The following is a 21,791-nucleotide window of genomic DNA, read 5'->3' as shown; positions in this document are numbered from 1 at the left end:
TGAGAGGGGGTGGTCAGCGGTCGCCGCGTTCCCGCCGTACGGTCGCCTTCCGGCCCTTGATCGTGCTGCCGCGCAGGGCGGCGATCACGTCGCTGGCGGCGTCGTCCGGCACCTCGACCAGCGAGAACCGGTCGGCGATCTCGATCGACCCGATGTCGCGGCCGGTGAGGCCGGACTCGCCGGTGATCGCGCCGACCAGGTCCTGCGGGCGGATCCCGGCGCTGCGGCCGGCGCTGACGAACAGGCGCGTCATCCCAGCCGAGGGGGCGCGGCCGCGCCGCTCCTCGTGCCGGCCACCGGCCCGGGCACCGGTCCGGCCGCCGGCTTCCCGGCCCCGGCCCTCGCGCGCTGGCCGGGGGACGACCTCGGGGATCTCCTCCTCGTCGACGGCGGCCCCGCCGGCCTCGTGCGCGAGCTTCACCGCGGCGAGCGCGACGTCCATCACGTCGAACTGGTCGGTGAGGGTCTCCACCACGACGCGGAAGCGCTCCAGGTCGTCACCGAGCAGGCTCTCCTCCAGCGCGGCGCGGGTCAGTTCCAGCCGCCGGGCCTTCAGGTCGGCGATGGTCGGCACCTTCTCCACCGGGATCCGGCGCTTGGTGACCCGCTCGATGGTCTGCAGCATCCGGTGCTCGCGCGGCTCGGCCAGGGTGATCGCCACGCCCTCGCGGCCGGCCCGGCCCACCCGGCCGACCCGGTGGACGTACGACTCGGGCGCGGACGGCACGTCGTAGTTGACCACGTGGGTGAGGTGCTCGATGTCGAGCCCGCGGGCCGCCACGTCGGTGGCCACGAGCAGGTCGGCGGTACCGCTGCGCAGCCGCCCCATCACCCGGTCGCGCTGTTCCTGGCCCATCCCGCCGTGCAGCGCCTCGGCCCGGTACCCGCGCCCGTTGAGCGTCTCGGTGAGGTGGTCGACCTCCTCACGGGTACGGCAGAACACGATGGCCGCCCCCGGCGCCTCCACATCGAGGATCCGGCTGAGCGCGGCGGGCTTGTGCGACCGGGGAACCGTGTAGGCGACCTGGCGTACCCGCGGGGTCTCGCCGGGCGCGGTCGGCGCCCGGCCGATCTGGATCCGGACCGGGTCGTGCAGGTGCTGGCGGGCGATGCCCTCGATGCGCGGCGGCATCGTGGCCGAGAACAGCAGCGTCTGCCGCTCGGTCGGCGCGTCCTGCAGGATCGCGTCGATGTCCTCGGCGAACCCCATGTCGAGCATCTCGTCGGCCTCGTCGAGGACGACCATCTCCACCTCGTCCAGGCGCAGGGTCCGCCGACTGATGTGGTCCAGGGCCCGTCCGGGGGTGGCGACCACCACGTCGACGCCCCGGTCGAGCTCGCGCAGCTGCCGGCCGATGGGCTGCCCGCCGTAGATCGGCAGGACGCGGGTACCCAGGTCGTGGCCGTAGCGGTGGATCGCCTCCGAGACCTGCATCGCCAGCTCCCGCGTCGGCACCAGGATCAGCGCCTTGGGGTTGGTGCCCTCGCCGTTCGGCTCCATCCGCTGCAGCACCGGCAGCGCGAACGCGGCGGTCTTGCCGGTACCCGTGGCGGCCTGACCGAGCAGGTCGCGGCCTTCCAGCACGGCCGGGATGGCCTCCCGCTGGATCGGGGTGGGCTCCTCGTAGCCCAGCTCCGCGAGTGCACGCAGGAGTTCGGGGCGCAGCGCGAGGTCGGCGAAGCTGGTCCCGCCGTCGGTCGTGAGGTCGACGGTCGCGGCGGCTGCGGTGGCCGTGCCCGCGGCGGTCGCGCGGGCGGCGGGCTCGGCTGCCGTACCGGTCTCGGGCTCGGCGGTGGCTCCGTGCGGGTTCATGATCGGGCTCCTCGTTCCGGGACGGATGGGCGCCCCACCCACCTTCAACACTTCCACTCCGGGCGCCCGGTTGCTGCTGCCCGGCCAGTGACCCGGTTGGCCGCGGAAGAAATCGCGGCCGGACACCGTTGAAGATCTTGTGATCAATGTACCCCTGTCCGTTCTCGACCTCGCGCCGGTGGCGGCCGGCGCCACCGCCGGGAATGCCCTTCGTCACACCACCGAGCTGGCCCGCCGCACCGAACAACTGGGCTACCGCCGGTTCTGGGTGGCCGAGCACCACAACATGCCCGGCATCGCCAGCTCCGCGCCGGCCGTCCTGATCGCACACCTCGCCGCGGCCACGTCGACGATCCGTGTGGGATCCGGCGGGGTCATGCTGCCCAACCATGCGCCGCTGGTGGTCGCCGAGCAGTTCGGCACCCTGGAGGCGTTGCATCCGGGCCGGATCGACCTGGGGATCGGGCGGGCGCCCGGCACCGACCAGATGACCGCCCTCGCACTGCGCCGGACCATGGAGGGCCTGTCGGCGGAGGACTTCCCGCAGGAGCTCCAGCAGCTGATGGGTTACTTCCGCGGCGACGAGCGCCTGCGGATCACGGCGACCCCGGGTCGCGGTGAGTCGCCGGCGATCTGGCTGCTGGGCTCCAGCGGCTTCAGCGCCCAGCTCGCCGGGCTGCTCGGCCTGCCGTTCTCGTTCGCCCACCACTTCAGCGCCGCGAACACCGACGCCGCGCTGGCGCTGTACCGCGAGAACTTCCGGCCCTCCCAATGGCTGGACAATCCGTACGTCATGGTGGCGGTCAACGCGATCTGCGCCGACACCGACGAGCGGGCGGAGGAGCTGTCGTGGCCGGGCGTACTGTCGTTCCTGCGACTGCGCCAGGGCCGGCCGGGGCCGCTGCCGACCCCCGAAGAGGCGGCGGAGTACCCGTACAGCGAGCTGGAGCTGGAGTTCGCCCGCGAGCGGCGGGTCGGCCAGGCCATGGGCTCGCCGGAGACGGTCCGCCGGCAGTTGACCGAGCTGCTCGACCGGACCGGCGCCGACGAGCTGATGCTCACCACCCTGGTGTACGACATCGCCGACCGGGTCCGGTCGTTCGAGCTGGTCGCCGAGAAGGTGGCCGGCGGCCTGCACCGCGCCGCGTCCTGACCGTCGTCCCTTGATCGTCACAACTCCGGGGATGTCGTGGTCGCCGGTCCCGCCGTGACCACGACATCCCGGAAGTTGTGGCGGGGGAGGGCGTCTGGCCGCCGCGACGCCGGGTATTGCCGCATTGCGCAGCCGGCGGGTCCCGACACCACGCTTAGCATTGCTAATTGATCTGCCCGGCTGGTATGCAGGGAAAGCGATCTTCTTCTCTTTCCTCCGGTAATCTGGGCGATCTGGGGCGTTCGAGATGTGCGGCATCGTTGGTTGGGTCGACTTCCACCGTTCGTTGGCCATGGAGCAGGCCGCCCTGCGGACCATGACGGCGACCATGTCGCTGCGTGGACCGGACGCCGAGGGCCTGTGGGCCGACGAGCACGTCGCGCTGGGCCACCGCCGGCTGGCGATCATCGACCTGCCCGGCGGTGCCCAGCCGATGACCGTGGAGCACGACGGCACCACCGGCTTCGCCGGGGCCACCCGCGGGCAGGGCGCGGTCACCCGTGAGGAGACCGGCCGCGCCGGACCGGTACGCGCGGTGCTCACCTACAGCGGCGAGGTGTACAACTTCCGCGAGCTGCGTGCGGAACTGCGCGGCCACGGGCACGACTTCCGCACCTCCAGCGACACCGAGGTGGTGCTGCGGGCGTACCTGCAGTGGGGCGACCGGTTCGTCGACCGGCTCAACGGCATGTTCGCCTTCGGCCTGTGGGACGCCCACCGGCAGCGGCTCCTCCTGGTCCGCGACCGGATGGGGATCAAACCGCTCTACTACCACCCCACCCGTGACGGGGTGCTGTTCGCCTCCGAACCCAAGGGCATCCTGGCCCACCCGGAGGTCGACGCCGTCGTCGACACCGACGGCCTGCGCGAACTGCTGTCGTTCGTCAAGACGCCCGGGCACGGCATCTACCGGGGCGTCCACGAGGTGCGCCCGGGCCACCTGGTCGTCGTCGACGCCCACGGCGCCCGCGAGCGCCGGTACTGGGGCCTGACCGCCCGGCCGCACCGCGACGACCTGGACACGACCGTGCACACCGTGCGCGAACTCCTCGAAGACATCGTCGCCCGGCAGCTGATCACCGACGTGCCGCTGTGCACGCTGCTCTCCGGCGGCCTGGACTCGTCGGCGATCACCGCCCTGGCCGCCGCCGCGTTGCGTCGGAGCGGAGGCGGGCCGGTCCGCTCGTTCGCGGTCGACTTCGTCGGACAGACCGAGCACTTCCGCCCCGACGACCTGCGCGGTACACCCGACACCCCGTACGTGCACGAGGTCGCCGCGCACGTGGGCGCGGCGCACACCGACATCGTCCTCGACACGGCCGCGCTGACCGACCCGCTCTACCGGACCGGCGTCCTGCACGCCAGCGACCAACCCAATGCCCTCGGCGACATGTACACGTCGCTGTACCTGCTGTTCCGGGCGGTCCGGCAGCACTCCACCGTCGCACTGTCCGGGGAGTCCGCCGACGAGGTGTTCGGCGGGTACGCCTGGTTCCACGACGAGCGGGCGGTCGGCACCGACACGTTCCCCTGGCTGGCCGCGCTGCGCGACCGGATCGCCGGCGATCCCACCGCGGCCGGTGGCGCGGCCACCGACCTGCTCGACCCCGACCTGGTCGCCGCGCTCGACCTCGGCGCGTACCGCGACCGCGCGTACCGGCAGGCGCTGGCCGAGGTGGACCACCTGCCCGGCGAGGATGCCCGGGAACGTCGCATGCGCGAGGTGTCGTACCTGCACCTGACCCGGTTCGTGCAGATCCTGCTCGACCGCAAGGACCGGATGAGCATGGCCCACGGCCTCGAGGTGCGGGTACCGTTCTGCGACCACCGCCTGGTCGACTACGTCTACAACACCCCATGGTCGATGAAGACCTTCGACGGCCGGGAGAAGAGCCTGCTCCGCGCGGCCGTCGCCGACCTGCTGCCCGCGTCCGTGCTGCAGCGGCGCAAGAGCCCGTACCCGTCGACCCAGGATCCCCGGTACGAGCGGGTCCTGCGCCAGCAGCTCGCCAACGTGGTCGACGACCCGCTGGCCCCGGTGGCCGGGCTGCTCAACCGCACGCGGGTGCACGAGCTGCTGGACGCACCGACCGACAGTACCGGCTTCGGCGCCGCCCGCCGCGTCGTCGAGCTCGCGCTCGGCCTCGACCGGTGGCTGCGCCGCTACCCGGTCCGGCTCGCGGTCACCGGGGTGCCGATCCGGGTCGGGGTCGCCGGCTGACGAACACGTCGGCGAGCGCCGTGGCGAGCGCGACCACGATCAGCGCGATCGCCACGAGCAGAGCCAGCCGGAACGCCCGGGCCCAGTGGCCGCCGGTGGCGGCCAGGTCGGCGAAGAAGACCGAACCGACGGTCGCGATCCCGATGGCGGCGCCGACCCGCTGCCCGGTCTGGATCACCCCGCCCGCACTGCCACCCTTGCTGGGCGGTACCTGCGACAGGGTGATCGTCTGGTTGGGGGTGATGACCAGGCCGCTGCCCAGGCCGGCGAGCAGCAGGGGAGCGGCGGTCGCGAGCGGCGCGGCGCGCCCCGGCGCGACGTGTACCGCGAGGACGGTGGCGGCGAGACCGGCCGCGACCATCCCGAGCCCGATGGCCACCAGGGGGCGGCCGTACCGGTTGACGATCCGGCCCCCGACCGCCGCGGACCCGGCCGAGCCGAGGGCGAACGGCGTCATCGCCAGGCCGGCGAGCAGCGCGCTGTAGCGCAGGCCGCTCTGCAGATACAGCGTGTAGATGAAGAAGATCGCGGTGAATCCGGCGAAGTAGAGCAGGCCGATCAGCGCGCCGAGGGTGTACGAGCGCAGCCGGAACAGGTCGAGGTCGACGAGCGGATCGCTGTGCCGGGCGTACCGCCGCTCCCAGCCGGCGAAGCCCGCCAGTACCACCGCCGCGACCACCAGCAGCAGCCACTTCGCCCGGCCGTGCCACTGCCGCTCCTGTACCAGTGGCAACAGCACCAGCACGACGCCGGTGCCGAGCAGCGCCACCCCCACCGGGTCGAGGCTCTCGGATCGGCGCCCCCCGCGCGGGTGCGCCGGGATCAGCCGCCAGCCCAGGACGATGGCGGCGACGCCGACCGGGACGTTGACGTAGAACACCCACCGCCAGCCCTCGCTCGCGCCGCCGAGCGCGATCAGTATGCCGCCCAGCAGCGGGCCGACCGCGGTGGAGATACCGACGGTGGCGCCCAGCAACCCGAAGGGCCGGCCCCGCTCGGCCGGCGGGAACAGGTCCTGGATCAGCGCGACCACCTGCGGGTTGACGACCCCGGCGGCCGCGCCCTGAACCAGTCGGGCGGCGACCAGGAACCCGGCGTCCCGGGCCAACCCGGCGGCCGCACTGGACAGGGTGAACACGGCCAGCCCGGCGATGAACACGTCACGGCGGCCGCGGGCGTCGCCGTAGCGACCGGCCGGCACCAGCGCCAGCCCGAAGGTCAGCGCGTACCCCGACAGCACCCACTGCAGGTCGCTCTCGGTGGCGTGCAGGCCGGAGCGGATCGACGGCAGCGCGACGTTCACGATGCTCACATCGAGCAGCGTCATGAACGCCGTGACCAGGCAGACGGAGAACGCGCGCCAGCGCCGACGTTCGGCCTCGTCGGCCGAGGCGCCAGTACTCATCGACTCCCTTGCCCGCCGGTACGGGCGGTGGTTCCCACCACCCGTACCGGCGTACCCCGCAGCGGTCACGGCAAACGACGGCCGGTCGGCGCCCGGCGTGCGGTCGGTCGACGGCCAGCGCCCCGGCGCTGCTCAGCCGACGGCCGGTGCCAGCGCCTCCATGATCTCCTCAGCCCGGCGCACCGCCGACTCCCGATCGACGTCCGGCGAGCCGACCAGCGGGTCCCAGTTCAGGTCGTAGAACACCTCGGTGACGCCCGCGTCGCCGAGGCGGTCGACATCGGCGCGGATCTGCTCGTACGACCCGGACAGTGGCTGGCGTCCGTCGCCGGTGGCCGGCTCGCCGACCCGTACCACGCCACGGGACACCACGCGGACCGTCGCCGGGTCCCGGCCGGCCTCCCGCGCCGCCTCGCGGACCACGGCGACGCTCTCGGCGATCCGGGCCAGGTCGGCGGTGCTGCCGCTGACCCAGCCGTCGGCGGACCGCACGGCCCGGCGCAGCGCGCCACGGGTACCGCCGCCGAGCAGCACCGGCGGGCCCGGCCGCTGGACCGGCTTGGGCGCGAACCGGCTGGGCGGGACGGTGTAGAACTCCCCGTCGAACCGGCTCACCTCGTCGGCCCACAGGGTGCGCAGTACCGCGAGGTACTCCTCGACCCGGGCACCGCGCCGCTCCATCGACGTACCGGTGGCGGCGAACTCCACCGGTGACCAGCCGGCACCGAGACCGAGGTCGAGCCGGCCGCCGGAGATGAGGTCGAGGGTCGCCGCCTGCTTGGCGAGGTACACCGGCGGGACGAACGGGGCGTTGACCACCGCCACGCAGAGCCGGATCCGCGTGGTGTGCGCGGCCGCGTACGACAGCGACACCAACGGATCCAGCACGCTCCGGTACACCGGGGCCAGATCCTGGTCGGCGCCGACCAGCAGCCGCTGGAAGGTCCACAGTGACCGGTAGCCCAGCTGCTCGGCCCGTGCGGCGAACCGGGCGATGGTGTCCGCCGCGGCCCACGCGCCGGCCACCGGCAGCCCGAATCCGATCCGCATGCCGTCCACCGTAGGCGATCGGCCGGTGCGGGTCCTGCTGATGCACCCGATCGCCGGTGACGCCCGGGGCGTCGGATGATCGGTTTGGCCGCGGCCGCTTCGGGCATCACGGCGGCATGGGCAGACTCGTGGCCAGGCTGGAGCGGCTGACCGCCCTCGATGACATCGCCGACCGGACCCGGAAGCTGGTGCGCGTCGCGTTCGGCTCGCAGCGGGTACGCGATGCGCTGCACGGGGTGTGGCTGGGTCACCCCCTGCACCCGGCGCTGGTGCCCGTACCGGTGGGTGCCTGGATGGGCGCCGCCGTTCTGGACGCGTTACCCGGCCAGGAGACCGCCGCCACCACGCTCGTCGCGGTCGGTACCGCCAGTGCCCTGCCCGCGGCGATGGCCGGAGCGAACGACTGGGCCTCGCTGTCGCGTGAGCAGCGCCGGGTCGGCTTCGTCCACGCCGTCGCGAACACCGTCGCGCTGGGCCTGTACGGCGCGTCGCTGGCCGCGCGGCTGCGTGGCCGGTACGGCGCCGGTCGCGGCCTCGGGTACCTGGGCCTCGCGGTGGCCGGGGCGGGCGCCTACCTCGGCGGGCACCTGTCGTACGCCCTCGGCGCCGGGGTCAACCAGGCCGTACCGGGGCTGTGGCTGATGCGGGGAACCTGGCAACGGGTCGGTCCGGTCGACGAGTTCGCCGATGGCCAACTCGCCGTCCGCAAGCTCGGTGGCACGGGGGTGCTGGTGTACCGGCAGGCCGACCGGTTCACCGTCATGCTGGAGCGCTGCGCCCACCACAACGGCCCGCTCAGCGACGGTGAGATCGTCGAGGAGGGCGGCTACCCGTGCGTGGTGTGCCCGTGGCACGGCAGCACGTACCGGCTGACCGACGGCGTGGTCGTCCATGGCCCGGCCGCCAACGACCAGATCACGCTGCGTACCCGGATCGTCGACGGCCATCTGGAGGCGTCGCCCACCTGAGTTCCCGCTGGCGCGGCACCGGTGAGGGGCCACGATTCGCGCGCCGCGCCGCGCGAGCCGACAATGGGTCCACACCGCCGGTGACGCCGTCCGGCCGTCACCGGCGTGCCGGCGGGGGTGACGGCCGGCGACGGAACCGGTGATGGGGGCCGGCGTGCCGCGCGGGGGCGCCGCGTTCTTTCGGATGCCGTGGGAATGGCCGCCCATGCGGCCGTATGAGGGTGCGGCCGGGATTGCTGCCCGGCCGTCCGACCGTATCGGCGGTCCGTCGGACCGCCGATCCACACCAGTCGAATCGATGTGACGAGCGGGCTTGCGGCAGGGTGCCAACCGGGCCGTGGGGAGGGGAGCCGGAGATGGCCAAGAAAGCACTCACCTGGATTGTCATCGCGTTCGTCGTGCTCTTCGTCGCCTTCAACCCGGGCACCGCCGCCAAGGTCACCGAGTCGCTGGGGGCGCTGGTCGTCAACATCGGCAAGGGCTTCGGCGACTTCTTCACCCGGCTGGCCACCTGACGCTCCGGCGGGGTGAGCCCGGCGCCGGCCGTCCTCAACGGACGGTCAAGCTGACCACGGCGGTGCGCGCCATGACGGCGGCGGCGAGAGCCATGACGGCGGCGGTGCGCGCCATGACGGCGGCGGTGAGTCGGCGGACCGTGGCGGCGAGCCGTCCGTTGGCGTGCTAGCCCATGGTCGTGCGGTCGCCGGCGATGAGCATCGCCGGGACCAGGAACGGCGCGGCAGCGACGCCGTTGCTGAAGGCGCTGATGACGGGCAGTTGGACCGGGTCCACGCCGGTCAGGGGCAGCGCCGTGCCGCCGACCGTGCCCAGGGTGACCAGGCCGTAGCAGACGAGCGCCTGGCGGGGCGACCGGGAGAACCCGAACTTCTTGCCGAGCGGGCCGGCCAGGCCGGCGACCCGGAGCCGGCGAGGACCGGGATGGCGAGCATGCCGGAGCCGATGAACCCGAGGGCGAACAGTGGCCCGGCCCATCGCCCGGCCCATCGCCCGGCCGCGGGGCCGAGGGCCCTCGCCGCGTCGGCGACGCTGTTGAGGTCGTGGTGCCCGTCGGCGTGCAGCGTACTGGCGGTCGCGACGATGATCGAGAACATCACGCGGGGGGTGTCCCTATGGGTTTGGTCAAGCGGCGACGGGGCGGGGCTGGTAGGTGGTCTTGTCGCGGAGCATGGCGTGTAGGACGTCGATGCGGCGTCGGGCCAGGCAGATGAGGGCGGCGTTGTGTTTCTTGCCTTGGGCGCGTTTGCGGTCGTAGTAGGCCCGGGACTCGGGGTTGGCCAGGGCGGCGAACGCGGCCAGGAAGAACGCGCGTTTGAGCTGTTTGTTGCCGCCCTTGGGTGGGTGTTCACCGCGCACCGAGCTGCCGGACTGGCGGGTGGTCGGGGCCAGCCCGGCGTAGGCGGCCAGGTGTCCCGGAGTGGCGAAGGACGTGCCGTCGCCGACTTCGAGCAGGATGCGGGCGCCGGTCCTGACGCCGATGCCGGGCATCGAGGTCAGGACCCCGGCAAGAGGGTGTGCATCGAGCATCCTTTCCACCTCGGCGGCGATCTGGTCGCGGTGGTGCATGATGTCGCGCAGGGAGTCGGCCAGGCGGGGCAGGATCGTTTCGCCCGCGGTGGTGCCGGGGACGGTGACGGTCTGCTCGTCGAGGGCGGCCAGCACGGCGTCGACGAGGCGTTCGCCCATGCGTGGCGCGCGGGCTTTGGCGATTTCGACGAGTTTGCTGCGTCCGGCCTGGCGCAGTCCGGCCGGGCCGCCGCAGCGCGTGAGGAGTTCCAGCACGGCGGGATGGGTCACTTTCGGGCCGAGGACGCGTTCGAGGGCGGGGTGGATCTGGGTGAGCAGGCCGCGGATGCGGTTGGAGGTGCGGGTGGCCTCGCCGGCGAGGTCGTCGTCGTAGCCGACCAGCATTTCCAGCTCGGCTAGGGTCTCGTCGCCGGTGTCGACCCGGCGCAGGGTGTGGGGCAAGGTGCGGGCGGCGTCGGCGATGACGAACGCGTCGCGGGCGTCGGTCTTGGCCTTGCCCGGGTGCAGGTCGGCCAGCCGGCGCATGGCCAGGCCGGGCAGGTAGGCCACCTGATGGCCGCCGGCGCGGGCGACCGCCACCGGCAGCGCGCCGATGGAGGCGGGCTGATCGACCACCGCCAGGATCGTGCCGTGGCGGGCGAGCTTGTCCAACAGTCTGCGCAGTCCGGTCTCGGTGTTGGGCAACGGGGCGTCGTGCAGCCGCCTGCCATCTCGGGCCAGCCCGACCGCGTGATGCTTGCCCTTGCCGACGTCCAAGCCGAGGAAGACGTCGTAGTCGCCGTGCACGCCTCGCCTCCTTGCTGCGCACCAACTCTCGGCCACCGGTGTGAGCGTCGGACTGCCAGCAGCCACGTTACGAAGAGACCTGTCCCGACGCCCGGGAGGCCGTGTCCCTATCAGCGGTCCGCCGACGCCACCCGGCCCGGCGACAACACCCCCCGGATCATCGGTGCTACAGGGGCAGTAAGTCATACCGGGCCGAGCGACCGAGCAGTCCCCGGCTGGGGACGATCAAAAAGGTAACGGGGCAGTATCCCCAGGTCGACGTGGCTGCTGGCCTGACCGGCCGACGGTGTGTCGCCGGCCGACGACGCGCCCAGGACCCCGGCGGATTGTCGATCATCACTCACGATCCCGGCGTACCCGAGCAGGGAAAAGTATTGACGATCGATGGGTAGGAGGTCGCTCGACCGATGGGCCGGAGGTCGCTCCGGTAACCCGCCGGGAGGAAAGAAGTTAGTTATGCGATGCTAATAGTTATGTCCGCGCAAGTATCCGGAGTTCCGCGTGCCTGAACTCGATCGCCGCGGGCGGTTGCTCGTCCTGTTCATCTGCTGCATGAGTCTGTTGATCGTGGGGCTGGACAACACGATTGTGAACGTGGCACTGCCGTCCATCGGCCGTGAGCTGCACACGTCGATGTCCGGCCTGCAGTGGACCGTCGACGCGTACACGCTCGTCCTGGCCAGCCTGCTGATCCTGGCCGGTTCGACGGCGGACCGTGTCGGCCGGCGTCGGACGTTCCAGACGGGCCTGGTCGTGTTCATCGTCGGCTCACTGCTGTGCAGCCTCGCACCGAGCCTGGGCTGGCTCGTCGCGGCCCGGATGGTGCAGGCGGTCGGCGGGTCCATGCTCAACCCGGTGGCGATGTCGATCATCACGAACACGTTCACCGACCCGAGGGAGCGCGCCCGTGCGATCGGCGTCTGGGGCGGTGTCGTCGGCATCAGCATGGCCCTCGGTCCGGTCGTCGGTGGCATGCTGGTCGCGTCGACCGGGTGGCGATCGATCTTCTGGATCAACATCCCGGTCGGGCTGCTGGCTCTGCTGTTGACCGCGCGATACGTGCCGGAGTCGCGGGCGCCGCACCCGCGCCGGGTCGACCCGCTGGGCCAGGCGCTCGTCCTGACCGTGCTGGCGTCGTTGACCTACGCCATCATCGAGGGGCCGAACGCCGGCTGGTCGTCGCGGGAGATCCTCGGGTTCTTCACGCTCGCGGCCGCCGCTCTCGCCGGCCTGCTCGGCTACGAGTCGCGCCGCCGGGAGCCGCTGCTGGACCTCCGGTTCTTCCGCAGCGCCCCGTTCTCCGGCGCGACCGTGATCGCGGTCAGCGCGTTCGGCGCGCTGGGCGGGTTCCTGCTGCTCAACACGCTGTACCTGCAGGAGGTGCGCGGGCTGTCGGCGCTGCACGCCGGCCTGTACACACTGCCGATGGCGGCGATGACCGTGGTGTTCGCGCCGCTGTCGGGCCGGCTGGTCGGCAGCCTCGGGCCGCGCCTGCCGCTGCTGCTCGCGGGCGCCGCGATGGCCCTGAGCATCCTGCCGTTCACCCTGCTGTCCGCGCACACGTCGCCGGCCTGGCTGATCGCGAGTTACGCCGGGTTCGGGTTCGGCTTCGGCATGGTCAACGCCCCGATCACCAACACCGCGGTCTCCGGCATGCCCCGGTCGCAGGCGGGTGTCGCGGCGGCGATCGCCTCGACCAGCCGCCAGGTCGGCCAGTCGCTCGGAGTCGCGGTCATCGGGTCGGTGGTGACCTCGGGCGTACACGGGTCGATGGCGACCCACTTCGCGCCGGCCAGTCACGTGGGATGGTGGATCGTCGTGGGCTGCGGGGTGTCCGTGTTCGTCCTCGGTCTCGTCACCACCGGGCGCTGGGCGAGGCGGACCGCGGCCGACACCGCCGCGCGCATCGCCCCGGTCCGCGCCGCGACCCCGGTCGGTGCACGCTCGGCATGAGGTCCGTGCGGGTCAGGGCGCTGTGTGCGCTGGCTGCCGGCGCCGAAGCGGCGGAGCTGGCCGAGCGGATCCGCACCCGGCCGCCGGAGCCGGTACGCGATCTCGGCAGTGGGGACCTGGCCGAACTGGACCACCTGGTGACGAAACTTCCCGGCGCGGGCTGACAGCGGCGATTCCGGGGCGTACAACTACAGGGAGGGCGTGGAGGCCAGGGGAAGGCAGCCACGCCCCACTCATACGTCGGGGCGCCGGGAATCCCGTGATCACGGGATTCCGGGCCGATATGCGGCCCGTGGTCACACGGCCGGGGCCTACCTGAGCCATGCTTGGCGGGTGACGAACGGCGCGGAGTCCGAGCTGTCGCATCTGGAACGCACCCTCCGGGACGACCCGGCCACCGCCGGTGCCGCCGGGTTCGACCGGCTGCGCCTGGCCGACGTGCCGTTCGTACCCGAGGTGCGGCTCCATCTCGCCGTGGACCCCATCGTCTGGGAGGCGCGGCTGCAGGCCGAGACGGGAACCGCGGTGGCACCGCCGTTCTGGGCCTCCGCCTGGGCCGGCGGTCAGGCCGTCGCGCGGTACGTCCTCGACCACCCGGACGTGGTCACCGGGCGCAGGGTGCTCGACCTGGCCTCCGGCGGCGGGATCGTGGCCATCTCGGCGGCCCTCGCCGGCGCGGCGTCCGTGACCGCCAACGACATCGACCCGTACGCCCTGGCCGCGCTGACGCTGAACGCCCGGGCCAACGGCGTGGTCGTCCACGGGTACCGGGGTGATCTGCTCGCGGGCGACGCCGACGGCGCCGACGTGGTGCTCGCCGGAGACGTCTTCTACTCCCGCCCGCTGGCCGACCGGGTCATGGCGTTCATCGAGCGGGTCGCGGCCCGGGGCGCGCTGGTCCTGGTCGGCGACCCCGGCCGCGCGTACCTGCCGCACCACCGGCTGGAGATCGTCGCGAGCTACCCGGTGTCGCGGATCGGGCCGCCGGAGGACGCCGAGATCACCCGGGTGCACGTCCTCCGGCCGCGGCCCCGGCCGCGCGGTGCGCCGCCGGCGCCGCCCGCATCCACGCCGAGATCTTGAGCGAATCGGGTGCGCGCGGTCGGGAGACGTGGTTGAGTCAGATCGACCGATCTGGCAGTGCGGGTCGGCACCCGCCACGCGTGCGATCAGCCCACGCGTGTACTCCGAAAATCTGGGTAGACGGACGGCTCGTACCAGCCGGCCCATCCCGCACCGGCGGGCTGTCCCGATGGCGCCCGCGTCACCGGGGCGGCGGTCGGGCGGTGTGGGGCCGCAGGCCAGAGCGGCTCCAGATCTGCATTCGCAGGTCATCGGGCCTGACAAGGGAGAACGGCAATGGCACAGGGCACGGTGAAGTGGTTCAACGCCGACAAGGGGTTCGGCTTTATCAGCCAGGACGGGGGCGGCCCCGACGTTTTCGTTCACTTCTCCGCCATCCAGTCCAGCGGTTACCGCTCGCTCGAGGAGAACCAGCGGGTCGAGTTCGAGGTCACGCAGGGCCAGAAGGGTCCCCAGGCGGAGCAGGTTCGCCCCATCTGAATCGGTAGTCGCCAGCGGGAAGATCGGTTGTGCCGGGGTGGTTGACCGGCACAACCGGCGCGTCCCGACCGGCCCGGTCCGCCGCATTTCGATCCGCCTCGTTATCCACGTCCGCCGGTGGCGTTACCTCGGCGGCGGAGGCGGGTCCCCTGGTCGGTCCGAAGCGGCGCGGTCAACGCCGGTCGAGCAGCCGGGCGGCGAACACGGCGGCCTGGGTGCGCCGTTCCAGGCCGAGCTTGGCCAGCAGGCTGGACACGTAGTTCTTGACCGTCTTCTCCGACAGGAACATCCGCTGGGCGATCTCCCGGTTGGTCAGCCCCTCGGCGACCAGGCTCAGGATGCGTCGTTCCTGGTCGGTGAGGTTGCGCAGTTCGTCGGGCTGCTCCGGGCCGCGGCGGATGCGCTCCAGGACCCGGGCGGTGACGGCCGGGTCGAGCAGGGACTGGCCGGCGGCGACCCGGCGCACGGCGTCGACGAGGTCGGTGCCCCGGATCTGTTTGAGGACGTACCCGGCGGCGCCGGCCATGATCGCGGCGAACAGGGCCTCGTCGTCTTCGTACGAGGTCAGGATGAGTGCCTGGATGGCGGGGTCGACCGAGCGGACGTCGCGGCAGACGTCGATGCCGCTGCCGTCGGGTAGCCGGGCGTCGAGGACGGCGACGTCGGGGCGCAGGGCGGGGATGCGGTGCGCGGCGTCGACGGCGGAGGCGGACTCGCCGACGACCTCGATGTCGTCCTCGGCTTCGAGCAGGTCGTGCAGGCCGCGCCGGACGACCTCGTGGTCGTCGAGAAGATACACCCGGATCACGTCCCGGTTCTACCGGCCCGCGTGGCGGCCGCGGTAGGGACCGCGGTCCCGCCGACACCAGGCCCAATGGCCCTGCGCCGGGACGCGCCGCCGGACGCACAGTAGACCCAGCGTCGACGTCACGACACCGACCGTGACGCGAGCACGAACCCGGGCACCGCCGTGGCGGGACCGAGGCCCGGGCACCGGCCCCTCGGGCCGGCTGGCCACAGTGGACAGGATTCGAGGTGCCGGCGGTGGAGCTGACCAAGGTACGGGACGTCATGACCAGCATGGTGGTGGCCGTGCGGCAGCGGGCCGACTACAAGGAGATCGTGGACGCGCTCGCCGGGTACGGCGTGAGTGCCGTGCCGGTACTCGACGACGAGGACCGGGTGGTCGGCGTGGTGTCCGAGGCCGATCTGCTGCCGAAGCTGGAGTACGCCGGAGACGACCCCCGGGCACGGCGGCTCATCGGCACCGGGCACCGGGCGGCGCGGGCCAAGGCCGCCGGCTGTACCGCCGCGGAACTGATGAGCGCCCCGGCCCGGACCATCGACCCGGACGCCACGATCGCCGAGGCGGCGCGGACGATGGAGCGCGAGTCGGTCAAGCGCCTGCCGGTGGTCGGCGGCGGCGGCCGACTCGCCGGGATCGTCACCCGGCGGGACCTGCTGCGGGTGTACCTGCGGCCGGACGCGGCCATCGCCGACGACGTGGCGGCCGAGGTCGTCGACAGGGCGCTGGGGCTCGGGCCCGCCCAGGTCCGGGTCGAGGTCACCGACGGTGTCGTGACGCTGGCCGGTGCGGTCGAGCGGCACAGTACCGCCCGACTCGCCGTCCGGCTGACCCGCACGGTACCCGGCGTGGTCGACGTGGTCGACCGGCTGGCCTACCGCGTCGACGACCGGGTCGGCCGGGACAGCCGGTACGTCTTCGAGTCCGGTGTGTGAGCACCGGCCGGGCGGGGAGAGGGCACGTCATGGAGACCGCGTACGACCTGTTGGCCGCCCAGCCGTTCCTGGCCGGGCTGTCGGAGAAACACCTGCGCCAGTTGTCGTACGCGGCCAGTCGGGCCGTGCTGCCGGCCGGCGGCCGGGTGTTTCCCGAAGGCGGCCGCGCCGACCGGTTCTGGCTGATCAACCGGGGCCACGTCGACCTGGTCACCGCCGTACCCGGCCGGGGCGAGGTGGTCGTGGAGACGCTGGGCCCCGGCGCGGTGCTCGGCTGGTCCTGGCTGTTTCCGCCGTACCGCTGGCACTTCGGCGCGTACGCGGTCGAGACGACGTTCGCGCTGCGCCTGGACGCGTTCGAGGTGCGCCGGCTCTGCGACGCCGACCACGAGGTCGGCTACCAGTTGACCCGGCGGTTCATGCAGGTGGTCGTGGACCGGTTGCAGGCCACCCGGATGCGCCTGCTCGACCCGGACGCGGTGCGGTCGTAGCGGACCTGCTCCGGCGGCATCAGTGGTGGATCACCGCCACCGGGCAGGCCGCGTGGTGGATCGCCGCCTGGCTGACCGATCCGAGCAGGAGCGCCGCGAAGCCGCTCCGGCCGCGCGAGCCGACGACCAGCAGTTCCGCTCCGCCCGACTCGTGCAGCAGCGCGGCGGCCGGGGAGACGGCCGGTACGGAAAGCGGCCGCACCGGTACCCGCGGATAGCGCTCCCGCAGCGGCGTGAGCGCCTCGTCGAGCACCTCGTTTCCGTCCAGGCGTGGGTCGAGCCGCTCGAAACCGGCGATGATCAGGTCACCGCTGCTCGTCGCGAGCGGGTAGTACCACGTGTGCACCGCGGTGAGGCCGACGCCGCGCAGCGCCGCCTCCTCGAAGGCGAACCTCAGGGCCGCGCGGGACGGGTCACCGCCGTCCACCCCGACGACGACCCGGCCGACTCCGTGACGCGGATCGACGAGGTCGCCGACCGGTTCCCGGCGTGGCCGGACCACGACCAGCGGGCAGCGGGCGTGCGCGGCCACCCGGGCCCCGGGCGAGCCGTTGAACAGCCGGCGCAGGGCGCCGCACGGCCGGCTGCCGAGCACGACGACGGCGGCCCGGCGGGACTCGTCGACCAGGCAGTCGTCCACCCGACCGGAGCGGGTCGCGGCGCTCACGTCGAGGTCGGTGAGGCAGCCGAGGGCGTACGCGGCCGCGTTGTCGGCGATCTCGTCGGCCGCGCCGGCCGGCCCGCACCCGACCGTCGGCCGGTACGGGTCGTCCGCACCGGCCGCCCGTTCGACGACGTGGACCAGGCGTAGCGCCGTCCCGCGCCGCCACGCCTCGGCGACGCCCCAGCCGACCGCGGTGTACGAGGCCAGGGAGCCGTCCACCCCCACGACGACCGGCCGGTCGGGCGGCGTGGTCATGGCAGCGGCCGCCCGTCAGGGAAGCGGGCGATCAGTACCGGGCACTCGGCGTGATGGATCATCTGCAGGCCGACCGAGCCGATCAGCGGACCCGGCGGAGTCCCGCCGCGCCCGCGACTGCCGACGACCGCCAGTTGCGCGTGCCGGGACCATCCCGCCAGCACCGCGCCGGGGCTGCCCCGCCCGATGACGTACTCGGCGGGTACGTCGGGGAACCGGTCGCGCCATGCGGCGACGTGGCCGACCAGCGCGGCCTGCAACTCGACCTGGATCTCGGTGATGTCGTACGCCACCGGGGGCGGCCCCATGGCCCACAGCGGCATGGAGAGGTTGTAGGCCAGGACGGCCAGCAGCGGGCAGTCGCGCCGGGCTGCCTCCTCGAACGCGACTCCGGTGGCGACGTCGGACGACGCGGAACCGTCCACGCCGACGACCACCGGGTCGCTCTCGTTGTCGTCGCGACCCCGGACCACCGCCACCGGACACGGCGCCCGGGTGGCGACCTGCACGCTCACCGACCCGGCCAACAGTTTCGCGAACCCGCCGCCGCCCCGGGAACCGACCACCAGCATCTGCGCGCCGTCGGCGGCGTCGACCAGGACCTGAGCGGGGTCACCGCACCTCGCCGTACCGCCGACGTCGGCCTGCGGGGCGATACTGCGCGCCTCCCCGCACGCCGCGTCGACGACCGCCATCGCGAGGTCACGCACGTACTCCTCGAAGGCGGCGTCGATCGGCAGGCGCGCGGCCGGGGTCCGGCAGTTGTACGCCACCAGGACACCGAGCGAAGCGCCGCGGCGTTGGGCCTCCCGTGCCGCCCAGCACAGAGCCCGGACACTCGGCGGAGAACCGTCGACCCCCACGACGATCTTCGCTGTCGGCATGTAGCCCCCTCAGGTACCGGGGAGTTCCCGCACCACTCAGCGTCCACCCGGCGCGACGCGGGCGACCGTGCCGTTGGACCCGACCGGGGCGGTCGTTGGTCACCGTACCGGGCGGACGACCACCGCCGGCCGGGGCGAAGGTCCCGACCGGGGCGGTCGGTATGTCCCTGTACCCGTATGGCGGTGCGGCGCACCCTGGGAAGGTGAGGCCTCGGGGAGGGCTGAGCGGATGGGTACGGAGGCGGAGCAATGAGCGCCCGCTGGTTTGCCGGTAGTGCGCTGGCGAGGGTGCTGCCCACCCGCCGATTGGGCGCAGCGGGCGCGCGGGAGCTGGCGGCGAGCTCGTCACCGGCCGAGGCGGTACGGGCGCTGGCGTGCTCGCCCTACGGGCGGTTCGTGCGCGCCACCGACTCGCCGGCCGTCGCGCGCCGCGGCATCGCCGAGACCCTGCTGTGGCACCTGCGGGTGCTCGCCGGCTGGTTGCCGGGTGACGGGGTACGTGTGCTGCGGCTGCTGGCCGGGTGGTTCGAGCTGGCCAACGTCGACGACCGGGTCCGGGACCTGACCGGGGCCGACCAGCCGGCCTGGGCGCCGTTCCGGCTCGGCACCCTCGCCACCGCCTGGCCGCGGCTCGCCCGCACGAACTCCCTGCCCCGGCTGCTGGCCGCGCTCGCCGACTCGGCCTGGGGAGACCCGGGCGGGATCCGCCCGCACGACATCTCGCTGGGCCTGCGGTTGCGGTGGGCCGAGCGGGTGGCGGCCGGCGTGGTGCCGGCCCGGCCGTGGGCCGCCGGCGCCGTCGCCCTGCTCGTCGCCCGTGACCCGACGGTCCGGGCCGAGCGGCTGTCCACGCCGCTCGCGGTGCGGGTCGACCACGTCCTCGGCCCGGGCTGGTCCCGGGCGGCGTGCGTGGCGGAGTTGCCAATGGCCGTCCCGGAGGCTGCCTGGGCCCTGCGCGGGGTGGGCGACCCGGAGCAGCTGTGGCGGGCCGAGGCGCGGTGGTGGGCGCGGCTGCGCACCGACGGCGCGGAGCTGCTGGCCGCCCGGGGATGCGGGCCGGACACCGCGGTCGGCGCGGCGGCGCTGCTGGCCGTCGACGCCTGGCTGGCGGGCACGGCGCTGGACGTGGCGGCGGGCACGGCACTGGACGTGGCGGCGGGCACGGCGCTGGACGTGGCGGCGAGCGACGGCCACCGGCCCGGCGGCACCGACGCCGTGGTCGAGAGTCCGGACCCGGGCGCCGCCGAGGTGCTGTACGCGTTGGCGTGACCGTCCGGCCTGGTAGTGGCCGCGGTGGGGGGCCAGGGTGAACAGTGGAGGAGGTAGCTGCCACTCAGCCGTGGGTCGACCGGAGGGGGGTGGCCTACGTGAACGGGGACCGCCCGCCCCCTGCTGACCGCCGCCGAGGGCCGCCCGAGGCCGCCCTGACCGCCGTGCCGGGCTGTCCGGGCGTGTCCGCCGGCGGACCGGAGACGGCCGCTGGGGGCACGGGCGCCGGTGGCCCGGCGTTCCTCCAGGTGGCCGGACTGGAACCGGACGAGCTGGTGGACCGGTTGGCGGCCAGGGTCCACGGCGGGCAGGGCGCCCAGGCTCGGCTGCGCTGCCTGTTGCGGGCGACCGTGGCGGTGGCCCACAGCGTCGACCTGGAGGACGTGCTGCGCCGGCTCGCGGACGCCGCGCGCGGGCTGGTACGCGCCCGCTACGCCGCTGTCGGGATGGTCCAGGACGGCCGCCTGGTCCGGTTCGTCCATGCCGGCGTGGACCGCGCGACCGCTGAGCGGATCGGTCACCTCCCGGAAGGCAGGGGACTGCTGGGACAGCTGATCGACCAGCCGCTGCGGCTGCGGTTGAGCGACCTCGCCGAGCATGCCCGTGCGGCCGGGTTTCCCGAGGGCCATCCGCCGATGCGCTCGTTCCTCGGCGTGCCGCTGCGGGTCCGTGACCGCGTGTTCGGAGTCCTGTACCTGGCGGACAAACAGGATGCCGACGAGTTCACCGCCGAGGACGAGGACCTGGTCGGAGCGCTGGCCGCGGCGGCCGGGGTCGCCATCGAGAACGCCAACCTGTTCGCCGAGAGCCGGCGCCGGCAGCAGTGGCAGGCCGCCCTGGTCGAGATCACCACCCAGTTGCTGACCGGTACCGACCCGGCCCAGACGCTGCGGCAGATGGTGCGGCACGCCCGGTGCGCCAGTGGCGCGGACGCCGCCGGCGTGACCGTACCCACCGACGACCCCGCCCTGCTCCGGGTCGCGGTGGCCGAGGGCAGGTACGCCTCGTGGGAGGGCGCGATGTTCCTCCGGGAGGGGTCGGCGTCGGCGATCGCGATGGCCGGGCGGCGACCGGTACTGGTGGCCGACCTGGGCACCGATCCGCGGGTCCGGCCGACCGAGGGCCGCCCGGTCGAGATCGGCCCGACGGTGGTCGCCCCGATCGCCAGCGACCAGGGCGTCATCGGGGTGCTGGTCGTGTCGAAGTCCCGGGTGAAGTGCACCTTCGACCGCTCCGACCTGGACATGATCGGCAGCTTCGCCACGCAGGCCGCGCTGGCGCTGGAGCTGGCCGAGACGCGCCGGGACCACGAGCGGTTGCAGCTGTTGGAAGACCGCGAGCGGATCGGCGCGGACCTGCAGCACAGCGTGATCCAGCGGCTGTTCGCCCTCGGCCTGTCGATCCAGGCGATCGCGGTACGGGTCGGCGACGCCGAGGTGAAGCGGCTCATCACCGACCGGGTGGAGGACATCGACGACATCATCAGCGACATTCGGGCGACCGTGTTCGCGCTGCGTACGTCGTGAGGAGCGGATCGCCGTGGGCACGTCGCATCCGAAGACCGGAACGGGACGCTCGGCCCGGCACGGTCCGACCGGCCCGCTCCACGGTGGAGCTTGGAGAAGTCGGCGGCAGCAGGCCGCCGAGGAGATGGCGGCCCGGCCGCCGGGAGGTAGATCATGGTTACGGTGAAGCGGTGGACGGTGGACGTCATCGTCAACGATGACAAGGGGCGCACCTACGCCGAAGCATCCCTACAGAGCGGCGAGGACACCCGGCTGGTCGGCGTCGGCCGGGCCAAGCTGAACCCGGCCGACCGGGACATCCCGGAGATCGGTGACGAGCTGGCCGCCGCGCGGGCCCTGTGCGACCTCGGGCAGCGCCTGCTCGTGGCGGCGGCCAACGACATCGAGGCGGTGACCCACGAGCCGGTACGTCTACAGCGGTGACCGCGCCGGACGCGGCCCGGCGGTGACCGTTCCTACCTGACCGGCCCATGGCAGCGGGACCTTGGTCCCTGTATCCCCCCGC

At 73.3% G+C, this 21,791-nt stretch carries 21 protein-coding genes; 13 read left to right on the top strand and 8 right to left on the bottom strand.

Translation table 11 applies throughout. From position 1 onward, the window contains the following. Window positions 1-13 precede the first annotated feature (13 nt). Window positions 14-1,813 carry a DEAD/DEAH box helicase gene (locus tag ACNTMW_RS00180; protein WP_426631217.1) on the bottom strand — a complete coding sequence of 600 codons (1,800 nt, stop codon included), beginning with the start codon at window positions 1,811-1,813 and terminating at the stop codon, window positions 14-16. Window positions 1,814-1,952: 139 nt separating this feature from the next. Here ACNTMW_RS00180 and ACNTMW_RS00175 point away from each other — a divergent pair, with 139 nt between their 5' ends. After that, window positions 1,953-2,966, top strand: coding sequence for an LLM class flavin-dependent oxidoreductase (locus tag ACNTMW_RS00175; RefSeq protein ID WP_426631216.1), 1,014 nt, complete (start codon window positions 1,953-1,955; stop codon window positions 2,964-2,966). Window positions 2,967-3,258: 292 nt separating this feature from the next. Next, window positions 3,259-5,187 carry an asparagine synthase (glutamine-hydrolyzing) gene (asnB, locus tag ACNTMW_RS00170; RefSeq protein WP_426631215.1) on the top strand — a complete coding sequence of 643 codons (1,929 nt, stop codon included), beginning with the start codon at window positions 3,259-3,261 and terminating at the stop codon, window positions 5,185-5,187. On the opposite strand, the gene ACNTMW_RS00165 is transcribed toward asnB, so the two are convergent. After that, window positions 5,150-6,592 carry an MFS transporter gene (locus ACNTMW_RS00165; protein ID WP_426631214.1) on the bottom strand — a complete coding sequence of 481 codons (1,443 nt, stop codon included), beginning with the start codon at window positions 6,590-6,592 and terminating at the stop codon, window positions 5,150-5,152. The genes asnB and ACNTMW_RS00165 overlap by 38 nt on opposite strands. A gap of 132 nt (window positions 6,593-6,724) precedes the next feature. Continuing rightward, window positions 6,725-7,642, bottom strand: a complete 918-nt coding sequence (locus tag ACNTMW_RS00160) for a TIGR03619 family F420-dependent LLM class oxidoreductase (protein ID WP_426631213.1) — start codon at window positions 7,640-7,642, stop codon at window positions 6,725-6,727. 116 nt (window positions 7,643-7,758) lie between these two features. Here ACNTMW_RS00160 and ACNTMW_RS00155 point away from each other — a divergent pair, with 116 nt between their 5' ends. Beyond that, window positions 7,759-8,610, top strand: a complete 852-nt coding sequence (locus ACNTMW_RS00155; protein ID WP_426631212.1) for a Rieske (2Fe-2S) protein — start codon at window positions 7,759-7,761, stop codon at window positions 8,608-8,610. 356 nt (window positions 8,611-8,966) lie between these two features. Further along, window positions 8,967-9,125 (top strand): hypothetical protein, encoded by a 159-nt coding sequence (locus ACNTMW_RS00150; RefSeq protein ID WP_426631211.1) that lies wholly within the window; start codon window positions 8,967-8,969, stop codon window positions 9,123-9,125. A gap of 282 nt (window positions 9,126-9,407) precedes the next feature. Here the strand turns inward: ACNTMW_RS00150 and ACNTMW_RS00145 are convergent, their stop codons facing one another. Together ACNTMW_RS00145 and ACNTMW_RS00140 are read right to left on the bottom strand one after the other, a co-directional pair. Beyond that, the gene (locus tag ACNTMW_RS00145; RefSeq protein WP_426631711.1) at window positions 9,408-9,722 is read right to left on the bottom strand and encodes a divalent metal cation transporter; all 315 of its coding nucleotides are present in this window, start codon (window positions 9,720-9,722) and stop codon (window positions 9,408-9,410) included. Window positions 9,723-9,750: 28 nt separating this feature from the next. Then, on the bottom strand, window positions 9,751-10,941 hold the full coding sequence (locus tag ACNTMW_RS00140; protein ID WP_426631210.1) for an IS110 family RNA-guided transposase: 1,191 nt from the start codon (window positions 10,939-10,941) through the stop codon (window positions 9,751-9,753). A gap of 501 nt (window positions 10,942-11,442) precedes the next feature. Between ACNTMW_RS00140 and ACNTMW_RS00135 the strand changes: the two genes are divergently transcribed. From ACNTMW_RS00135 to ACNTMW_RS00120, 4 genes are all read left to right on the top strand, one after another. After that, on the top strand, window positions 11,443-12,894 hold the full coding sequence (locus tag ACNTMW_RS00135) for an MFS transporter (RefSeq protein WP_426631209.1): 1,452 nt from the start codon (window positions 11,443-11,445) through the stop codon (window positions 12,892-12,894). Continuing rightward, window positions 12,891-13,058, top strand: a complete 168-nt coding sequence (locus tag ACNTMW_RS00130) for a hypothetical protein (protein WP_426631208.1) — start codon at window positions 12,891-12,893, stop codon at window positions 13,056-13,058. The genes ACNTMW_RS00135 and ACNTMW_RS00130 overlap by 4 nt, the downstream gene beginning before the upstream one ends. Before the next feature lie 169 nt (window positions 13,059-13,227). Continuing rightward, on the top strand, window positions 13,228-13,977 hold the full coding sequence (locus ACNTMW_RS00125) for a class I SAM-dependent methyltransferase (protein ID WP_426631207.1): 750 nt from the start codon (window positions 13,228-13,230) through the stop codon (window positions 13,975-13,977). A 276-nt stretch (window positions 13,978-14,253) separates the two neighbouring features. Next, the gene (locus ACNTMW_RS00120) at window positions 14,254-14,457 is read left to right on the top strand and encodes a cold-shock protein (RefSeq protein ID WP_426631206.1); all 204 of its coding nucleotides are present in this window, start codon (window positions 14,254-14,256) and stop codon (window positions 14,455-14,457) included. Between the two features lie 172 nt (window positions 14,458-14,629). Here ACNTMW_RS00120 and ACNTMW_RS00115 read toward each other — a convergent pair whose 3' ends face one another. Continuing rightward, window positions 14,630-15,265, bottom strand: coding sequence for a response regulator (locus ACNTMW_RS00115; protein WP_426631205.1), 636 nt, complete (start codon window positions 15,263-15,265; stop codon window positions 14,630-14,632). Between the two features lie 236 nt (window positions 15,266-15,501). Between ACNTMW_RS00115 and ACNTMW_RS00110 the strand changes: the two genes are divergently transcribed. Both ACNTMW_RS00110 and ACNTMW_RS00105 read left to right on the top strand, forming a co-directional pair. Beyond that, window positions 15,502-16,197, top strand: a complete 696-nt coding sequence (locus ACNTMW_RS00110; protein ID WP_426631204.1) for a CBS domain-containing protein — start codon at window positions 15,502-15,504, stop codon at window positions 16,195-16,197. A gap of 29 nt (window positions 16,198-16,226) precedes the next feature. Continuing rightward, entirely contained in the window at window positions 16,227-16,688 is a 462-nt protein-coding gene (locus ACNTMW_RS00105; protein ID WP_426631203.1) for a cyclic nucleotide-binding domain-containing protein, read from the top strand. A 19-nt stretch (window positions 16,689-16,707) separates the two neighbouring features. On the opposite strand, the gene ACNTMW_RS00100 is transcribed toward ACNTMW_RS00105, so the two are convergent. Both ACNTMW_RS00100 and ACNTMW_RS00095 read right to left on the bottom strand, forming a co-directional pair. Further along, a complete protein-coding gene (locus tag ACNTMW_RS00100) occupies window positions 16,708-17,607 on the bottom strand; it encodes a universal stress protein (protein ID WP_426631202.1) in 900 nt (299 codons plus the stop codon). Then, on the bottom strand, window positions 17,604-18,491 hold the full coding sequence (locus ACNTMW_RS00095) for a universal stress protein (protein ID WP_426631201.1): 888 nt from the start codon (window positions 18,489-18,491) through the stop codon (window positions 17,604-17,606). Before ACNTMW_RS00095 ends, ACNTMW_RS00100 begins: the two co-directional genes overlap by 4 nt. 249 nt (window positions 18,492-18,740) lie before the next feature. On the opposite strand from ACNTMW_RS00095, the gene ACNTMW_RS00090 reads away from it, so the two are divergent. The 3 genes from ACNTMW_RS00090 (at window position 18,741) to ACNTMW_RS00080 (ending at window position 21,709) form a co-directional block, all read left to right on the top strand. Continuing rightward, the gene (locus ACNTMW_RS00090) at window positions 18,741-19,760 is read left to right on the top strand and encodes a hypothetical protein (RefSeq protein WP_426631200.1); all 1,020 of its coding nucleotides are present in this window, start codon (window positions 18,741-18,743) and stop codon (window positions 19,758-19,760) included. A 98-nt stretch (window positions 19,761-19,858) separates the two neighbouring features. After that, window positions 19,859-21,286, top strand: a complete 1,428-nt coding sequence (locus ACNTMW_RS00085) for a GAF domain-containing protein (protein ID WP_426631199.1) — start codon at window positions 19,859-19,861, stop codon at window positions 21,284-21,286. Window positions 21,287-21,439: 153 nt separating this feature from the next. After that, entirely contained in the window at window positions 21,440-21,709 is a 270-nt protein-coding gene (locus ACNTMW_RS00080; protein ID WP_426631198.1) for a DUF1876 domain-containing protein, read from the top strand. Window positions 21,710-21,791: the final 82 nt, after the last annotated feature.

The sequence above is a fragment of the Planosporangium spinosum genome (assembly GCF_049999945.1).
GTDB classification, from domain to species: Bacteria; Actinomycetota; Actinomycetes; order Mycobacteriales; family Micromonosporaceae; genus Planosporangium; species Planosporangium spinosum.
Note: the sequence above shows the minus strand (reverse complement) of the source record. Positions and strands in the feature narration are given on the sequence as shown.